Consider the following 17,739-nt stretch of genomic DNA (forward strand, 5'->3'; position numbering starts at 1 on the left):
GGAGAAGGAACGCGCGAGACGCGATTTGGTGCCCTGCAGCAATTTTCAACCTTCGTAGCGGGCGAGCCTGTCGAGGTCACGGATGGTGACGCTGCCATGGCCGAGCTCGATCAGGCCGAGATCGGCGAGCTTCGCCAGGCCCTGGTTCGCCATCTGGCGGGAAATGCCGGCGAGCATGCCGAGCTCCTCCTGCGAGATCGCCAGTGTGCGGCCGAGATCGGGATAGAGGATCGGGTTGAACAGCCAGGCGAGATTGCGCGCGAGGCGGCCCGTTGAATCCAGCGTGCGCTCGGTCTCGGCCAGCGAGATGAACTGGGCGAGGCGCTCGTTGAACTGGTGGACGAGGAAGCGGTTGAAGGCCGCCGAATGCTCGAACAGCCACAGGAAGGTCGAGCGCCGCATCAGGGCGATCCGGGACTCGCGCAGCGCCACCAGCTCGTAGCGGCGCGCCTCGGCCTTGATCACGGTGCCTTCTCCGAACCAGGCGCCGGCGCGCAGGCCGGCGAGGGTCGCGGATTTCCCGGTCTTCGAGGTCGTCGCCATCTTGACCAGCCCCTCGGCCACGCCGGTCCATGCCTCGAGCCGGTCGCCGACATGGCAGATCGAGGCACCCTTGCCGTAGCTCTTGAAGGAGATGCCGCGTCGCGCCTCCTCGAATTCCGCCTCGGACAGGTCACGGGACCAGGAGGCGATGGCGCGCAGTTCCTCAGGGGTGATCACAAGCAGTCCTTGAAGCCAAACGTCGGCTCAATATGGCGTGCGACGGCGAACAGACTCAAGTTGAACCAAAGGCGCCGAACGCCCCGTGTCTCATTCCGCAGCCTGCGGCAGCGCGGCCGAAGCCGGCCCATCGCGCAATTGAGCCAGCAGCGTCGCTTCTTCCGCCTTCGCCGCCTTGAGATGCCGTTCCTTGACATGGCCGAAGCCGCGGATCTTTTCGGGCATCGCGGCCAGCGCCACGCCGAGCGCGTGGTTGTCCGGCGTGAGCCTGGTCAGCAGCTCGTTCAGTAGCGCCTCGTAATCCGCGATCAGCCGGCGCTCCGTGCGGCGCTCCTCGGTGTAACCGAAGAGGTCGAAGGCGGTGCCGCGCAGGCCCTTGAGCTTCGCGAGCATAGAGAAGGCGCCCATCATCCAGGGGCCGAAGCTCATCTTGCGCGGCAAGCCCGTGTTCGGATCGCGCCGGGCCAGCAGCGGCGGGGCGAGGTGGAACTCGTAGAGCAGCGGCTTGCCCTCGCTGCCCTCGGCCTCGAAGGTCGCGGCGACCTGCTTGCGGAAGGCGCCGTCACTGTAGAGCCGGGCGACCTCGTATTCGTCCTTGTAGGCCATCAGCTTGAAGAGGTTGCGGGCGACGGCCTCGCTGAGGGCTGTCTGGCCCGGCATCACCGCAGCCTCCCGCGTCTGGGCGCGCGCGACGAGATGGCGATACCGCGCCGCATAGGCCGCGTTCTGATAGGCCGTGAGGAAGGCGACGCGGCGCTCGATGATCTCCTCAAGCGTCTGCGAGAGCTGGCGGGCGGGCGTCGCGGCCTTGCTTTGCGAGAGGAGACCGGCAAGCGCTTCGGGGTCATGTGCGGCGCGGCGGCCGAGCTCGAAGGCTTGCTTGTTCATGGCGACGGCCTCGCCATTGAGTTCGATCGCCTTGACCAGCGCCTCGCGCGAAAGCGGGACAGCGCCGAGCTGCCAGGCATGGCCGAGCATGAACATGTTGGCGGCGATGGCATTGCCGAGGAAGGCTACCGCAGCCGCGGTCGCATCGATGAAATGCGTCTGTTCGCGGCCGGCGGCCGAGAGGATCGCGCGCTTCAGGCGCTCGGTCGGCAGGGAGAAATCGGCATTGCGGGTGAAATCGCCCGGCAGGCTCTCGGCCGTGTTGACGATGACGGTGCCGCGCTCGGGGCGGATGGCGCCCAGCACCTTCTTCGAGCCGGTGACGGTGAGGTCGCAGCCGAGCACGAGATCGGCCTGTCCAGCCGTGACGCGGATGGCGTGGATGTCGTCCGGATGTGGCGCGAGTTTCACATGGCTGAAGACCGCGCCGCCCTTCTGGGCGAGGCCGGCCATGTCGATCATGCCGCAGCCCTTGCCCTCGAGATGTGCGGCCATGCCGAGGATCGCGCCGATGGTGACGACGCCGGTACCGCCGACGCCGGTGACGATGACTGCGAAGCTGCGGTCGAGCGCTGGCACAATCGGTTCGGGCAGTTCATTCTCTCCGAGTGCGGCGGCATCGAGCCGGAGCGGATCGGCCTTCTTCGGCCTGGCACCGTGGACCGTGACGAAGGACGGGCAGAAGCCCTTCACGCAGGAAAAATCCTTGTTGCAGTTCGACTGGTCGATCTGCCGCTTGCGGCCGAATTCGGTTTCCAGCGGCTGCACCGAGACGCAGTTCGACTGCACGCCGCAATCGCCGCAGCCCTCGCAGACCAGCTCGTTGACGATCACGCGCTTGTCGGGGTCGGGGTAGGCTCCGCGCTTGCGGCGGCGGCGCTTCTCGGTGGCGCAGGTCTGGTCATAGAGCAGGAGCGAGACGCCGGAGGTTCCGGCGAGCTCGCGCTGGACGGTGTCGAGCTCGTCGCGGTGGTGGAGCGTGGTGCCGGCCGGCCATTGCGTACCCGGCGGATATTTGCCGGGGTCGTCGCTGACCACGGCGATGCGGGCGACGCCCTCGGCTGCGACCTGCCTTGCCATCTGGTCGGGCGAGAGATGGCCTTCGGCCTGCTGGCCGCCGGTCATGGCGACGGCGTCGTTGTAGAGCAGCTTGTAGGTGAGGGTGACGCCCGAGGCGACGGCCCAGCGGATCGCGAGCGAGCCGGAATGGGTATAGGTGCCGTCGCCGAGATTCTGGAAGACATGGCCGCGCTTCGAGAATGGCGCCTCGCCGACCCAGTTCGCGCCCTCGCCGCCCATCTGGGTGAAGCCCGCCGTGTCGCGGTCCATCCACTGAACCATGTAGTGGCAGCCGATGCCGGCATAGGCGCGCGAACCCTCGGGCACGACGGTCGAGGAGTTATGCGGGCAGCCCGAGCAGAAATAGGGCGTGCGTTTCGCGATTTCCTGCGCCTCGGCGAGGCGGCCCTGCGCCGCAGCGATTTCCTCCAGCCGGGCGCGCAGGGCGGGATCGTCGCGGTATTGCAGCAGGCGGCCGCCCAATGCGATCGCGATATCGTTGGGATCGAGCGCGCCATGGACCGGGAAGAGCCAGTCGCCGTTCTCGTCCTTCTTGCCGATCACCATCGGCTGGTGCTTGGCGCCGTACAGCTCCTCGCGGACCTGGACCTCGATCAGCGAGCGCTTCTCCTCGACCACCATGATGAGGTCGAGCCCCTCGGCGAAGGCCTTCAGCTCGGCCGGGTCGATCGGCCAGGGGCAGGCGAGCTTGAACAGGCGGATGCCCAGATCATTGGCGCGGACCTCGTCGATGCCGAGATCGACTAGGGCCTGCTGTACGTCGAGATAGGATTTGCCGACGGTGGCGATGCCGATGCGGGGCGACTTGCCGCCCTGCGTGACGATGCGGTTCAGCCTGTTGGCGCGCAGATAGGCCAGCATCGCCTCGCGCTTGTAGAGATGCATCCGGCGTTCCTGCTCGACGAAATCGAGCTCGCGGCGGATGGCGAGGCCGCCGGGCGGCGGGGTGTAATCGGTCGGCATGACGATGTTGACGCGGTTGAGCGAGCCATCGATCGAGGCCGTCGATTCGATATTGTCCTTGACGCATTTGATGCCGACCCAGACCGAGGCGAAGCGCGAGAGCGCGATGCCGTGCAGCCCGTAATCGATGATCTCCTGCACGCCGGCCGGGTTGAGGATCGGCATCATCCGGTCGACCAGAACAAATTCGGTCTGGTGGGCGTTGGTCGAGGATTCCGCAGTGTGGTCGTCGCCCATCAGGCAGATGACGCCGCCCTTCGGGTCGGTGCCGGCCATGTTGCCGTGGCGGAAGACGTCGCCGGAGCGGTCGACGCCCGGCCCCTTGCCGTACCAGAGCGCGAAAACGCCATCGTGCTTGCCTTCGCCGCTCAAGCCCGCCTGCTGCGTGCCCCAGATCGCGGTCGCGGCGAGGTCCTCGTTGAGCCCCGGCTGGAAGACGATGTTCGCGGCCTTGAGGGGCTTGGACGCCCGCATCAACTGCTGGTCGAGCCCGCCGAGCGGCGAGCCGCGATAACCGGAGACGAAGCCGGCCGTGTCGAGCCCAGCCTGCCGGTCGCGCTCGCGCTGCATCAGCAGCATGCGGGCGACGGCCTGCGTGCCGGTGAGGAAGACCTCGCGCTTGTCGAGATCGTATTTGTCGTCGAGCGCGACGTTCCGCAGCGCTCCCGCCTCGGTGTCGGATTTCCGTGGTGTCTCGGCCATGTTCGGCCTCCCGGATCGTCGTTCCCGCCGACGGGCCGGTGGTCCCGGCCTCATGCTTCGCCGTCTCCGCGGCAAATATGTCAGTGATGCTGACATATCGTCCGGAGGCGGTCAATTGATCTGGTATCATTCCAGTTTTCGAGGCCGGGTCCAGAGTTTTACGGGCGCGGCCGATGCGCGCCGTGCGGGAGGCGCCGCGATTTGGCCCTGTTTGGCGGGGATGGCTGTCGCAACGATCAGGCGTGACGAAGCGCCCGTTGACGATCGCTTAACCATGATCCACGCAAGGCTGCCGGGATCACGGAGGTTCGCTTTTGACGCGACGCGCGCATCTTACGGCCTTTTTCGGGCTCCTGCTGGCGGCCACCGTGGCTGGGCCGGCGGCTGCGCATCCGCATGTCTTCGTCAACGCCAAGGCCGAGATCGTCTTCGCGGCCGACGGTTCGGTCCAGGCGATCCGGCATCATTGGAGTTTCGATGAGGCCTATTCGGCCTATATCACCCAAGGCCTCGACAAGAACGGCGACGGCAAGCTGAGCTCGGACGAACTGGCTGAGCTCGCCAAGATCAATGTCGAATCGCTGCCCGATGTCGAGTTCTTCACTGCCGCCAAGCTCAACGGGCGCAAGCAGGAATTCGGCACGCCGGGCGAGCAGGTCATGTCCTTCGACAACAAGGTGCTGACGCTGGTCTTCACGCTGCCTTTGAAGACCCCGGCGAAGGCGCGCTCCTTCGGCATCGAGATCGGCGACCCCACCTATTTCGTCGCCTTCAGCATCGTCGACGCGCCCGACGCCGTCGTGACCAAGGACGCGCCGCAGGGCTGCGTGGTGCGGGTCAACCGCCCGCCCAAGCTCGACGACGCCACGCAGAAGCGCCTCGCCGAAGCCGACATCACCGCGACGCCCGATGTCAGCGGGCTCGAGATCGTGACGCGGGCGCTGGTGGCATGTCCGTGACTGCGACCGCTACAGCGCGCCCTGCCGGAGCCACGCTGTCGCGACGCCTGATCGCCTGCGCGCTGGCGCTGCTGCTGGTCGGGGGCATGGTTGCGCTGATCGCCCTGCTGATCGCGAGCGTCAGCCCGCCGCCTCCGCCCCCGCCGCGCAACCCTTTCGGCACCGCGCTGCCGCGCGAAGCGATGCCGTCGACGACCGGGTTCGGTGCGGTGCTGGTCGCCTGGCAATCGAGCTTCTATCGCGAGCTGACGGCGACGCTGAAAGCGATTGCGACCGCGCCGGGCGCGCTCTGGGGGCTGCTCGGGCTCTCCTTCGGCTATGGTGTCTTCCATGCGGCGGGGCCTGGCCACGGCAAGGCGGTGATCTCCGGTTATATCGTCGCCGATAATCGCAGCCTGAAGCGTGGCCTGGGCTTGAGTTTCGCCGCGGCGCTCCTGCAGGCCGTGGTCGCCATCGCGATCGTGACGGTGGCGACGCTGCTGCTGCGGGTGACCGCGATGCAGATGAACGCCGCGACGACCGTGATCGAGCAGGGCAGCTTCCTGCTGGTCGCGCTGGTCGGGCTGCTGATGCTCTGGCGCAAGGGGGGCGCGCTGGTCCGGCTGGAATCGGGCGGGGCGCATGATCCGGCGGCCTGCGACCATGTCCATATGCCTGATGCCGAGCAGGTCTCGCGACTTGCCGGCTGGCGGGACATGGCCGGAGTCATCGTTGCGGCCGGTGCGCGACCCTGTGCGGGCGCGCTTATCATCCTCGTCTTCGCCAATGCGCAAGGGCTGTTCTGGGCCGGTATCGCCGCGACCTTCGCCATGGCGCTGGGCACGGCGATCACCACCGGGGTGCTGGCCGCCTTCGCGGTGTTCTTCAAGTTCGCGGCGCTGAAATTTGCCGGGGGCGGTAGCCTGCGCTCGGCCCGCCTGATCGCCGGGCTTGAGCTTCTCGCCGCTGCCTTCGTCGCCGTGCTCGGCGCGGCGCTGTTCACCGGACTTTGGATGGGCGGGGCGGGGAGTTAGCAGCCAATCCCGACCTATAGCTGCCTAGCCGAATAGGCGTTTGAACGCGGTTGGATCGGCCGTGTGAAGGCGGGTCATTGCTTGGTTTGCATAAAACATGTCTGGCGATGCGAGGGCGGGAGTTATTACTGTGCGATATCCTGGATTGTCTTTGTCCAATTTATATATAACCAATCCTACCCCATGTATCGAGCAGAGTGCCTTCAGCCTACTTAAATCATCCTCGCCTATCGTTTCGGGCATGACGATGTAACTTTTATGGGAAAACAATCTATATGCTATAGCTTGACCAAAAGCAACCACAGGTTGACTAGGATCAATCTTTATTTCTGCAGTGATTATCTGAGGTTCAAATTTCAAGAAATAGGAAAAATCTGGCTTCAATATTCCAATAACATCGGGTGTTCCCCATTTTCCTTTTAGAATATTGCCTCCAACAACTACGGCTTCACTGACTTCTTCGGCGGTATCTTTTAGCCATTCTGCGAATGATAGGTAAAAATCTGACTCGATCAAATTCACTAATTTATTCTCTGAATCTACTATAGATACAATCTTCTCAGATTCGACTTTTTCGGCCTGTATAGCGACTTGAGACTCCGCGTCATTCTTTACAGATAGCTGATAAGTTCCTCTTGCCACCTTTATAATGTCGGGATTATTTACAAGCATGTGATGAACTGCGCCCTGTATCGAATTATGAGGTGTCTCAGGATTTTGCTGCTTTATAGCTGTCAGAATCTCGACCCATCTGATCCCACCTTGCGAGTTTGCAAGTATTTTCAAGCCAATTTCTTGAATTTGAATGCGGCTTAATTTCATTAATTCCCCCTTTTTATTTTGTCTTACTGCAATTTACCGCAGCGGATCGTTCTCCAGCAGGATCGGCTTGCCATGCGGCGTCGCTTCGGCAGCGCGGGTCCAGGAGGCGGCGAGCGCGTCGACGCCATCATGCGAGGTCAGTCCCTTCGCGATCAGCAGGTGCTCCAGCGCCTCGCACCAGCGCTCGTAATAATCCGAACCGTCGCGGCAGCCGCCGTCGGCCAGAGCCTCGCGGATTTCGGCGCCGAGCGCCTGTGCCCATTCGTCGGCGGTGAAGACGCCCTTGTTCTGGAGCTCGACGACCAGCGCGAAGGCCTGCGCCTGCCAGGGTTCGGCGAAGATCGGGCCTTCTGCATCGCGCGGGATCGGCGTATTCGCGGCGAGCGTTGCCGCCAGATCGGTCTCAGGCCGGCTCAAGATAGCTCTCCCAGGCCTCGATGCTGACGGTGGAGGTCGGATCGGCGTCGCGGCCCCAGAGCTCGCGGCCGTCGAACACGACTGTGTAGAGCCATTGCGCCGTTTCGGACTGTCCCTGCGCGCCGGTATCCGGGAAGACATGGCAGCCGATGATGCGCTCGATCACGCCGGTCTTGCCGCGGGCATAGCGCGGCAAGCGGGTGTGATGATGCGGGTGCATCACGATGGTGCGGACCTTGTCGCCGATGGCGAAGCGGGCCGGGGCCTCGGCCTTGCGTTCATAGGGGAAACCGCGACGCAGGACGCCTGCGACCTCTTCGCCCTTGAGCACGCGCTTCGGCTCGCGGCGCTGGGCTGAGGGCTTGCCGCTGGCGAGTTCGTCCGCGCTCAGGAAGCCGTGCTTGACCAGCACCTTGTCGAGCGCGGCGAGCCAGATCTCGTAATAGGTCGAGGAGAGGTATTGTGCCGGCGGCAGGCTCTCGCGGGCGTGGCGGATCTCGTCGATGCTCCAGGCGCCCATCGCCCCAGCCGCGACGTTGATCGCGAGCACGCGCTTCTCCCAGTCACCATGGAAGACCGGCTCGTTCGGCTCGGGAACGACCGGGCCGAAACCCATCTGGCCGCCGAGGTCGTGGGCGCTGTTCATGCCGCGTCCTCCACGCGGGGCAGGCCGGTGCCGATCATCGAATCGCGCGAGACGATGCTGGCGAGCTTCTCCTCGCTCCAGCCCTCGGTGCCGGCGGGCCGCATCGGGATGACGATGAAGCGGGTCTCGGCGGTCGAATCCCAGACGCGGACGCGCTGGCTCTCCGGCAGCGTCACGCCGAAATCGGCGATGGTGCCGCGCGGGTCGATCACCGCCTTGGCGCGGTAGGGCGGGGATTTGTACCAGACCGGCGGCAGCCCCAGCACCGGCCACGGATAGCAGGAGCAGAGCGTGCAGACGATCAGGTTGTGCTGCTCGGGCGTGTTGAAGCAGGCGACGATATGCTCGCCGCCGCGCCCGCCATAGCCGAGCTCGCCGACGGCCGCGGTGCCGTCCACCTTCAGGCGCTCGGCAAAGGCCGGGTCGGTCCAGGCTTTTGCGACGATGCGGGCGCCGTCGCGCGGGCCGATCTTCGTCTCGTAGGTGTCGATGATCGCGTCCAGCGCGGCCGGGTCGACATAGCCCTTCTCGACCATCAGCGTTTCCAGCGCCTTCACACGCGCCTCGATGGCGGTGAAGTGGTTGTCATGGTCGTGATCGTGGTGGTGATGTCCGCTCATGGCGGTCTCCTCTCAGGCGATCCGGATGCGGGCGGCGCGCTCGTAGCGCACCGCGAAGGCGACGAGCGAGCGGTCGGAGCCCTTCGGACCGATCAACGACAGGCCGAGCGGGGCGCCCTCGCGCTGCGCCACGGGGATCGTGACCTGTGGGAAGCCGGAGAGCCCTGCAAGGCAGAGCAGGCGCAGCGCCCGGTTGCGGAAATCCTCCAGCTCCGATTCCTTCGCGGCGATGAGCGGGGCGACGTCCGGCATGGTCGGCAGGATCAGCACGCCGTCCTGCCCGAGCAGGCGCGAGAGCCTGGTGCGGAAGGATTTCCTGGTGGATTCGCCCTTGGCGTATTCGGTGTCGGTCACGGCCTTCGAGAAGGCGAAGCGCTCCTTCACGCCCGGCCCGAGCGGCGGATTGAAGCGCTCGATCATCGGGCCATCGGACAGCCAGGCTTCGCGGCCCTGGATCCAGCGGAAGGCCCAATAAAGCGCGTCGAGATCGCGGACGAGCTTGACGCCCTCGGGCTGGCCGAGCGCGGGAATCGTGCGCTGCACGACATTGCGCAGGATGGTCTCGGCCTCGGGTACGGCCTGGGCGAACATGTCGTCAGCCATCAGGAGGCGTGGGGCTTCCGGCAGTTCGGTCTTGTCCGGGCCGAAGAGGGCATTGGCGACGCGGGCGAAGATGTCGCCGTCGCGGGCGAACCAGCCGGGCGTGTCGAGGCTTTCCGCCAATGGCCAGGCGCGCTTCAGCGAAAGCCGGCCATGGCTCGGCCGGATGCCGAAGAGGCCGCCATAGCTTGCGGGAGCGCGGACAGAGCCGCCCGTGTCGGAGCCGAGCGCGATATCGGCGAGGCGCCCGGCCACCGCGGCCATCGAGCCGCAGGACGAGCCGCCGGTGATGCGATCGGGCGCGGCCGGATTGATCGGCGAGCCGAAATGGGCGTTCTGGCCGTTGAGCGAGAAGGCGAGCTCATCGGTATGGGTCTTGCCGACGAAGCGGGCGCCGGCCTGGAGCAGGTCCTTCACGATCGGCGCGGTCTTGGTCTTGATGCCGGACTGCGCGAGTACCAGCGGCGAGCCCGCACCGGTCGGATAGCCCTTGATGTCGAAGAGGTCCTTGACCGCCAGCGTCAGGCCGGCAAGCGGGCCGGCGACGGCGTGCTTCACGGGCGCATCGGGATAGGGAACGAAGCAGCGGAACGGATCGTCGAAAGTCATCTGGCGTCAAATCCCCCTGGAATCGCCGTCGGAACGCGGGTCATGCGCGGCCTCGACCTGCCCCTTCGCGTGCTTCACCAGCATGCCGGCATGGCCGAAGCCTTCGCAATAGGCGCGGCCGCTTTCCGCGATCGGATGACCTGCGCTATCGAGTCGCTCAAGCAGCGACGGGTCGAAGCGGTTCTCGACCTTGAGGCTGGCCGAACCGGTGTCCCGGCCTTTGCCGAGGAGCCAGCGCGGCGCGTCGAGGGCCGTGGCGAGGCTTTGGCCGGCGCGGTAACGCGACAGGATCTGCGCCTGGACCTGCGGCTGACCGTCGCCGCCGGTCGCGCCATAAGGCAGGACGCGCCCGTCGTCGAAGCTGGCCAGGGCCGGGTTCAGGCTATGAAAGGGCTTGCGGCCGGGTGCGAGCGGATTGGTGGCATCCCTGTCCAGCGAGAAGGAGGCGTCGCGGCTCTGCCAGAGGATGCCGGTCGTCGGCAGCACGCAGCCGGAGCCGTAAGCCCGGCCGTTCGACTGGACATAGGAGACGGCGAGGCCCTTTCCATCGATCGCGCCCATCCAGACCGCGCCGCCATCGTCATCGCCGTCGCGCAGCGGCAGCTTCGCGGCCCGCTTCGCATCGATCGCTGCGACTTCGCGCATCAGCGCGGCATCGCTCAGGAAGTCGGCCGGCGGGTGGGAGAGATGGCTCGGGTCGGCGATATAGCGGTCGCGGATAATGAAGGCGCGCTTCGACGCCTCGATCAGGCCGTGATGCTGTTCGAAACTGTCGAGCCGTGCCTCGTCCAGCCGTTCGACGATGCCGAGGATCAGCAGCGAAGCAAGGCCTTGCGTCGGCGGCGGCAGATTGGCCACGCTGAGGCGGTGCAGCTTCAGCTTCAACGGCGTGACGGATCGCGCATCATAGCGTTCGAGGTCGGTGCGCGTGACGGGCGCGCCGATGCGTTCGAGATCGGCGGCGATCTCGCGGCCGACATCGCCGCGATAGAAATCCGAGAGCCCGGCATCGGCGAGCTGCTGCAGGGTGGCGCCGAGCGTCTCCGGCTTGCGGCGGGCGCCGGGCTTCGGCGGGGCGCCATCGACCCAGAAGCCCGAGAGAAAGCCGGGCGCGGCCTTCAGCGCCTCCAGCTCGTCGGGCTTGTTGCCGAGCTCGGAATCCGAGACCGCGTAGCCTTCGCGGCAATGGCTGATCGCATCCAGCAGCAATTCGCGCAGCGGCACGCGCCCGCCAAGCGAGCGTGAAAGCTCAAGCGCGAGCTGCCAGCCCGCGACAACGCCCGCGACGGTCAGCGCCGCCTCCGGCCCGCGCGAAGGCAGAAAGTCGTAGTCCTTGCCGCGATAGCGCTCGATCGTGGCAAACGTGCCGGCCGGGCCGCAGGCCTCGATGCCGTGCAGGCGGCCGCCAGGCTCATGCACCAGCCAGAAGCCATCGCCGCCGATGCCGTTGAGATGCGGGTAGACAACGGCGAGCGTCGCAGCCATCGCGACGACGGCCTCGATCGCATTGCCACCTTCGGCCAGAATGGCTCGGCCCGCCTCGGAGGCGAGACGATGAGGGGCCGCCACGGCGGCGGAAGCGAAGACAGGCGTATCCAGCATCAGGACTTTTCAAGCGCGGAGGTCATGCCCATCTGCGCGAAGGGCGCGAATTTGTTGCATGGGGCGGCAAGCTCCGCTAGGTGCGTGAGGCGCATGGCCGCGCAAGGCGGCCCGCGCATGAAGGAAGGACAGCATGGCCGGACGGCACACCAACTGGCGCAACCTGATCATGGTCACCTCGTTCGGGATTCTGATCGCCGTCGAACTCTTCGGCGTGGCGCTGGCGGCCGGCTGGGCATTGGCCGGCCTGTTCGAGCTCGGCACCATCTTCGAATACATCATGATGGCGATCTTCTCGGTCTTCGCCGGCTACGGCCTCGTCAACCTGATGCGCCGCATGCTCAAGATCGAGCATCTGACCGAGGTCGATTGAGGCCTTCGGCCTCTCCCGTCAGTCGCAGATCTTCAACGTGACCGGATCGGCATCCGCCGGCAGGTAGTCGCCCATCGGGCGGCAGCCCGACGCCGCGCAGATGCGCCAGTCGGCCGTCGCACCCGAGCGGCGCATCACGACTTCCCTCAGCGGCGGCAAGGCCGGGTGCCAGCGCCAGAAGCCGTCGACGAGCTTCGCCCCATCGGGTGGGTCCATCCCGGCGCCCGAGCCTTCGATCCGCGCCTCGACGATTTCGAGGCCGGCGGGCGTCTCGCGCCAGACCTCTTCCCACAGCGTCTTCTGCACCGAATGGCGCCAGCCCAGCGTGATCTCGCCGCGGCCGAGCACTACCACGAGCGCACCGGCCGCGAGGCACAGGCTCATGCGGGCGCGGTCTCGGCCTTGCGTGCGGCCAGCCAGTGCCGCCCGACGATCGCTGTGGCCAGCACGTAGCCGAGCGGGTCGCTGTAGGCGAATTCGCCGAAGAGCAGCACGGCCGCGCCGAAGCAGAGCACGCGCTCGATCACCGTGAGGCGGCCGAAGAGATAGCCGATCGCGACCATGCCGAAGAGGCCGATGGCGATTGTCGCCTTGAAGGTGGCGTAGACAACGGCCGGCCAGAAGCCGATGACATTGGCCATGGGATCGCCGGACTGCAGCATCAGCGCCGGCGAATAGACCGCGATGAAGGGTATGACGTAGCCGGCCAGCGCGACGCGCATCGCCTCCCAGCCGATCTTGTCGGGGTTTTCCTTGGCGATCGGGGCCGCGGCGAGGGCGGCCAGCGCCACCGGCGGCGAAAGATCAGCCATGATGCCGTAGTAGAAGGCGAACATGTGGCTGACGATCAGCGGCACGCCGAGCTTTTCCAGCGCTGGTGCTGCGAGTGCGGCGACGATGATGTAGGTCGGGATCGTCGGAATGCCCGTGCCGAGCAGGATCGACAGGATCATCGTCAGGATCAGGGCCAGGAACAGGCTGTGCTGGCCTAGCCCGATGATCCAGGCGCCGAAGGTGGTGCCGATGCCGGTCTGCGTCATCAGGCCGATGATGGTGCCGACGATGGCGCAGGCGATGCCGACCGGCAGCGCCGTCTTGGCGCTGTCGGCCAGCGCGTCGCGGCTGATCGCCAGCGTCGTGCGGCCACCCAGCGTGAAGGCATTGGCGAGGATCAGGACTGCGATCAGCCCCGCGACGATGCGGATATCCATGCCGTCGCGGAAGAGCGCGGCGGCGATCAGCCCGAGCCCGACCCAGAAGATGATCCGCAGGGTCTGCGTGCTGAAACCGGCGGTAATGCCGGCGCCCAGCAGGAGGCCGACCGTCAGTGCCAGGCCCATCGTGCCTGCGAAGAGGGGCGTGAAGCCGTGGAACAGCATGAAGACCAGCACGGCGAGCGGCAGGGCCAGATACCAGCGCTCGCGCAGGGCCTTCAGCGGGCTCGGCAGCATGGAGCGCTCGATGCCCCTCAGGCCGTATTTGCCGGCCTCCAGATGCACCATCCAGAAGGCCGAGGCGAAGTAGAGCACGGCGGGGATTGCGGCCGCCTTGACGATCTCGGCATAGGGCACACCGAGCGTCTCGGCCATGATGAAGGCGACGGCACCCATCACCGGTGGCATGATCTGGCCGCCCATCGAGGCCGTGGCCTCGACACCGGCGGCGAAGGCGCGCCGGTAGCCGAACTTGATCATCAGCGGAATGGTGAACTGGCCGACGGTGACGACATTGGCGACGCCGGAGCCGGAAATCATGCCCATCATGCCCGACGAGACCACGGCGACCTTGGCCGGCCCGCCGCGCGCGCCGCCGAAGATGCCGAGCGAGACGTCGTTGAAGAGATGGATCATCCCGGCCTTCTCGAGGAAGGAGCCGAATACGATGAACAGGAAGATATAGGTCGCGGAGACGTAGATCGGCGTGCCGTAGAAGCCCTCGGTGCCGAAGGAGAGATGGCCGATGATCTGGTCGAAGCCATAGCCGCGATGGTTGAAGGGCGATGGCAGATACTGGCCGAAGAACCAGTAGAGCAGGCAGACGCCGCACATGATCGGCAGGGCGTTGCCCATCAACCGGCGCGCCGCCTCGAAGATCAGCACGATCAGCAAAGTGCCGACCACGAGGTCGAGTGTCGAGGGATCACCGTCGCGCAGGATCAGGTCGGCGTAGAAGATCCACTGATAGAGGCCGATGCCGAAGCCGAGGATGCCGAGCGCCCAGCCGAGCAGGCGGCCGGGCGTATCCTTCGCCCGGAAATTGGCGATGAGGCCGAAGGACAGCAGCAGCAGGAAGCCGACATGGACGCCGCGTGCCGCCTGGCTCGGCAGGAAGTTCCAGGCGGAGACCGCGATCTGGAAACCGGCGAAGGCGAGCGCCAGCCCATAGGCGAACACGCCCCAGGCACCGGGGCCGAAACCGGGCGGGAAGCCATGCTCGAAATTGTCGAGATCGGCATGCTCGACCTCGCCCGGCTTGGCGCCGGAGAGGGTTTCCAACTGGTCGGTCTCGGCGGTGGTGGTCATCGTCCAGGTCCTGCCGGTGTCATATGTCACCCCGCACGCGCCGCGGCACGTCAGTGCTGCGGTGCAGATGCGGGATCATCTTCAGAAAGGGGCGCCTTCTCGTCGCGCGGTCCCGTGTCTGCGCAGCAGCGTTTCACGCTGCGGCGCGCACGGGATGACACGCACGTTACGAGCCGACCTTGAGGCCCTTTTCCTTCAGGTAGCGCGCGGCGCCCGGATGGAGCGGGACCGGCATGCCGTCGGTCGCCTTCTCCAGCTTGATCTCCTTGCCGGCCGAATGCGAGGCGGCGAGCTCACCGAGGTTTTCGAAGATGTTCTTGGTCATCTGGTAGACCAGTTCCTCCTTCACGCCCTCATGGGTGACGAGGTAGTTGACGACGGCAGCCGTGTTCACGTCGGCGTTCTGGCCGGTATAGGTGTTGGCCGGGATAGGGGCGCTGATGAAGGGCGGGCCGGCCTTGTCGATCACGGCCTTAGGCACCTCGACGACATTGATCTCGACCGAGGTCGAGAGGTCGCGCAGCGAGGCGACGCCGAGGCCGGCCGATTGCAGGGTGGCGTCGAGCTGGCGGTTCTTCATGAGCTCGACAGACTCGGCGAAGGGCAGGTACTCGATCTTGCCGAGGTCCTTATAGGTGATGCCGGCGGCGGCGAGGATCGCGCGGGCGTTGAGCTCCGTGCCGGATTTCGGCGCGCCGACCGAGAGGCGCTTGCCCTTGAGATCGGCCAGCGTCTTGATGCCGCTCTCCTTGGAGGCGACGATCTGGACATAGTTCGGATAGACGGCGGCGATGCCGCGCAGCTTCTTCAGCGGCGCCTTGAAGCCGGCTTCCTCGTCGCCCTTCCAGGCGGCATCGAGCGAGTCGCCGAGCGTGAACGCGATCTCGCCGCGGCCCTGCTGGAGCAGAACGAGGTTCTCGACCGAAGCCTTGGTGGCCTGCACGGTGGGGCGGACGTTCTGGATCTTCTCGCCATAGATCTTCGAGAGCGCGACGCCCATCGGGTAATAAACGCCCGAGGTGCCGCCGGTCAGGATGTTGATGAAGTCCTGGGCGCTTGCCGCGGCCGGCGCGGCAATGAGCGTGACGGCAGCGGCAAAGCCGGCAAGGCGGCTGCGGAACAGCGATGTCATGATGTCTCCCTGATGCGGTCCGGCTCATGCGGCCAGTTGTCGCGTTTTTAGAGCATGCTGAACCCGAAAGGGAAAGCGCTCGACGACCGGCAGCACTCCACCTTTAGCCGAAGGACCGGACTGGTTTCGCCATGATTGGCTGCCTATCTCCGGTTTCGCACGGTCAGCTCGCCAGGGGCGGATCGGCCGTGTCTCCGAGCAACGAGCGATCAGGAACGACATGCAGGACCGCGCCGAGCAGGGTAGCAGCCAGGGGCTTCGCCTCGACCGACGAACTCTTCTCGCAGGTGCGGGTGCGACAGCGACGCTGGCCGCGCTCGGATTCGCGCCGGAAGCGCTGGCGCAGCAGGGGCTCAAGCTCGGCGACAGCAAGGATTTCACCTTCGAGACGCTGAAGGCGCGGGCGAAGGAGATGGCGGCCAAGCCCTATGAGGCGCCGCCCAACCCGCGGCCCGAGGTGATGCAGCGGATCGATTACGACGCCCATGGCAAGATCCGGTTCAAGCCGGAATCGGCGCTCTGGGCCAACGGCCCCTCGCCCTGGCCGGTGACCTTCTTCCATCTCGGCCGCTTCTTCCAGAAGCCGGTCAGGATGCATGTCGTCGAGGACGGCAAGGCCCGGGAGATCGTCTACGATGCCAGCTATTTCGAGATGCCGGCGAATTCCCCGGCGCGCGACCTGCCGGCCGGGGCGGGCTTTGCGGGTTTCCGCCTGCAGGAAAGCCGCAGCGGCCATCCCGGCCGCAATGGCGAGGCGCTCGACTGGAAGACGAATGACTGGGTCGCCTTCCTCGGCGCCTCCTATTTCCGCGCCATCGGCGAGCTCTACCAGTACGGCCTGTCGGCGCGCGGCGTCGCGATCGATCCGGCCGTCTCCGGGAAGGTGGAGGAATTCCCGGATTTCACCCATATCTGGCTGGAAACGCCGCAGGCCGGCGCCGAGTATGTCGTGATCCATGCGCTGCTCTCGGGGCCGAGCCTGGCCGGCGCCTACCGCTTCCGCATGAATCGCGGCAAGGGCGTTACCATGGAGATCGAGACTGCGCTGCACCTGCGCAAGGACGTCTCGCGGCTCGGCATCGCGCCGCTGACCTCGATGTTCTGGTATTCCGAGACCGCGAAGCAGACGGCGATCGACTGGCGCCCCGAGGTGCATGATTCCGACGGGCTCGCGCTCTGGACCGGACCGGGCGAGCGGGCCTGGCGCCCCCTGAACAATCCCCCGCACACCATGGCCTCGTCCTTCGTCGACAGCGATCCGCGCGGCTTCGGGCTGATGCAGCGCGACCGCGAGACCGGTCACTATCTCGACGGCGTGCATTACGAGCGCCGCCCGAGCCTCTGGGTCGAGACCGACGGGCAATGGGGCAGAGGCTCCGTCCAGCTCGTCGAAATCCCCACCGATGACGAGATCCACGACAATATCGTCGCGATGTGGGTGCCTGAAGGCCCTGCAAAGGCCGGTAACGTCTACAATTTCCGCTACACGCTGCACTGGCTCTCCGACGAGCCGTTCCCGACCCAGCTCGGCCGGGTCGTCGCGACGCGGCTCGGCAATGGCGGCCAGCCGGGAACCGTGCGGCCGCGCGGCGTGCGCAAGTTCATGGTCGAATTTCTGGGGCCGGCGCTGGAGACGATCCCCTTTGGCGTGAAGCCTGAGGTGATCCTGTCCACCTCGCGGGGCAGCTTCTCCTATGTCTTTACCGAGGCGGTGCCGGACGAGGTGCCTGGTCATTGGCGCGCCCAGTTCGATCTCTCTGTCGCCGGCAGCGAGCCGGTCGAGATGCGCTGCTATCTCAAGGCGGGCGATACCGTGCTGACCGAGACCTGGCTCTATCAGTACCTGCCGTTCTGAGCGGGAACAGGCGCCGGCTGTACTCGTGGAGCTACCCTTGTCATTCCGGGGCTTCGTGTCAGCGAAGAACCCGGAACCCACGACCGGGTGAACCACCTATCATGCAGCGTGGAAGGTCTCACCCAGTCGTGGGTTCCGGGTTCGCGCCTGCGGCGCGCCCCGGAATGACAAGAGTGACGGAGCATGCCTCTGCCAAGCATTGGGGACAGGCGCGGA

At 66.0% G+C, this 17,739-nt stretch carries 15 protein-coding genes; 4 read left to right on the forward strand and 11 right to left on the reverse strand.

Going from position 1 to position 17,739, the window contains the following annotated elements; translation table 11 throughout:
• Positions 1–45: 45 nt before the first annotated feature.
• Together Q9235_RS20255 and Q9235_RS20260 are read right to left on the reverse strand one after the other, a co-directional pair.
• A complete protein-coding gene (locus Q9235_RS20255) occupies positions 46–720 on the reverse strand; it encodes a Crp/Fnr family transcriptional regulator (protein WP_306223612.1) in 675 nt (224 codons plus the stop codon).
• A 90-nt stretch (positions 721–810) separates the two neighbouring features.
• The gene (locus Q9235_RS20260) at positions 811–4,353 is read right to left on the reverse strand and encodes an indolepyruvate ferredoxin oxidoreductase family protein (protein WP_306223613.1); all 3,543 of its coding nucleotides are present in this window, start codon (positions 4,351–4,353) and stop codon (positions 811–813) included.
• 314 nt (positions 4,354–4,667) lie between these two features.
• On the opposite strand from Q9235_RS20260, the gene Q9235_RS20265 reads away from it, so the two are divergent.
• Both Q9235_RS20265 and Q9235_RS20270 read left to right on the forward strand, forming a co-directional pair.
• The gene (locus Q9235_RS20265) at positions 4,668–5,312 is read left to right on the forward strand and encodes a DUF1007 family protein (protein WP_306223614.1); all 645 of its coding nucleotides are present in this window, start codon (positions 4,668–4,670) and stop codon (positions 5,310–5,312) included.
• On the forward strand, positions 5,303–6,325 hold the full coding sequence (locus Q9235_RS20270; protein ID WP_306223615.1) for a nickel/cobalt transporter: 1,023 nt from the start codon (positions 5,303–5,305) through the stop codon (positions 6,323–6,325). The genes Q9235_RS20265 and Q9235_RS20270 overlap by 10 nt, the downstream gene beginning before the upstream one ends.
• A 24-nt stretch (positions 6,326–6,349) precedes the next feature.
• Here Q9235_RS20270 and Q9235_RS20275 read toward each other — a convergent pair whose 3' ends face one another.
• From Q9235_RS20275 to Q9235_RS20300, 6 genes are read right to left on the reverse strand one after another with little or no spacing between them, the layout of a single operon-like run.
• On the reverse strand, positions 6,350–7,147 hold the full coding sequence (locus tag Q9235_RS20275) for a hypothetical protein (RefSeq protein ID WP_306223616.1): 798 nt from the start codon (positions 7,145–7,147) through the stop codon (positions 6,350–6,352).
• A 33-nt stretch (positions 7,148–7,180) separates the two neighbouring features.
• Positions 7,181–7,564: a nitrile hydratase accessory protein gene (locus Q9235_RS20280; RefSeq protein ID WP_306223618.1), complete on the reverse strand. Its 384-nt coding sequence runs from the start codon at positions 7,562–7,564 to the stop codon at positions 7,181–7,183.
• Positions 7,551–8,210: a nitrile hydratase subunit beta gene (gene nthB, locus Q9235_RS20285; protein ID WP_306223619.1), complete on the reverse strand. Its 660-nt coding sequence runs from the start codon at positions 8,208–8,210 to the stop codon at positions 7,551–7,553. The genes Q9235_RS20280 and nthB overlap by 14 nt, the downstream gene beginning before the upstream one ends.
• Positions 8,207–8,830, reverse strand: coding sequence for a nitrile hydratase subunit alpha (nthA, locus tag Q9235_RS20290; RefSeq protein WP_306223620.1), 624 nt, complete (start codon positions 8,828–8,830; stop codon positions 8,207–8,209). Before nthA ends, nthB begins: the two co-directional genes overlap by 4 nt.
• A 12-nt stretch (positions 8,831–8,842) precedes the next feature.
• On the reverse strand, positions 8,843–10,039 hold the full coding sequence (locus tag Q9235_RS20295; RefSeq protein ID WP_306223621.1) for an amidase: 1,197 nt from the start codon (positions 10,037–10,039) through the stop codon (positions 8,843–8,845).
• 6 nt (positions 10,040–10,045) lie between these two features.
• Positions 10,046–11,641: a gamma-glutamyltransferase family protein gene (locus Q9235_RS20300; RefSeq protein WP_306223622.1), complete on the reverse strand. Its 1,596-nt coding sequence runs from the start codon at positions 11,639–11,641 to the stop codon at positions 10,046–10,048.
• Positions 11,642–11,774: 133 nt separating this feature from the next.
• On the opposite strand from Q9235_RS20300, the gene Q9235_RS20305 reads away from it, so the two are divergent.
• The gene (locus Q9235_RS20305; protein WP_306223623.1) at positions 11,775–12,014 is read left to right on the forward strand and encodes a hypothetical protein; all 240 of its coding nucleotides are present in this window, start codon (positions 11,775–11,777) and stop codon (positions 12,012–12,014) included.
• Between the two features lie 18 nt (positions 12,015–12,032).
• Here the strand turns inward: Q9235_RS20305 and Q9235_RS20310 are convergent, their stop codons facing one another.
• The 3 genes from Q9235_RS20310 to Q9235_RS20320 all read right to left on the reverse strand — a co-directional run bounded on the left by Q9235_RS20310 (position 12,033) and on the right by Q9235_RS20320 (position 15,668).
• Entirely contained in the window at positions 12,033–12,398 is a 366-nt protein-coding gene (locus Q9235_RS20310; RefSeq protein ID WP_306223624.1) for a DUF1850 domain-containing protein, read from the reverse strand.
• The gene (locus Q9235_RS20315) at positions 12,395–14,536 is read right to left on the reverse strand and encodes a TRAP transporter permease (protein WP_306223625.1); all 2,142 of its coding nucleotides are present in this window, start codon (positions 14,534–14,536) and stop codon (positions 12,395–12,397) included. Before Q9235_RS20315 ends, Q9235_RS20310 begins: the two co-directional genes overlap by 4 nt.
• Before the next feature lie 166 nt (positions 14,537–14,702).
• The gene (locus Q9235_RS20320; RefSeq protein ID WP_306223626.1) at positions 14,703–15,668 is read right to left on the reverse strand and encodes a TAXI family TRAP transporter solute-binding subunit; all 966 of its coding nucleotides are present in this window, start codon (positions 15,666–15,668) and stop codon (positions 14,703–14,705) included.
• Between the two features lie 220 nt (positions 15,669–15,888).
• On the opposite strand from Q9235_RS20320, the gene Q9235_RS20325 reads away from it, so the two are divergent.
• On the forward strand, positions 15,889–17,523 hold the full coding sequence (locus Q9235_RS20325; RefSeq protein ID WP_306223627.1) for an OpgD/OpgG family glucan biosynthesis protein: 1,635 nt from the start codon (positions 15,889–15,891) through the stop codon (positions 17,521–17,523).
• Positions 17,524–17,739: the final 216 nt, after the last annotated feature.

It is taken from the genome of Bosea beijingensis (assembly GCF_030758975.1).
Lineage (GTDB): Bacteria > Pseudomonadota > Alphaproteobacteria > Rhizobiales > Beijerinckiaceae > Allobosea > Allobosea beijingensis.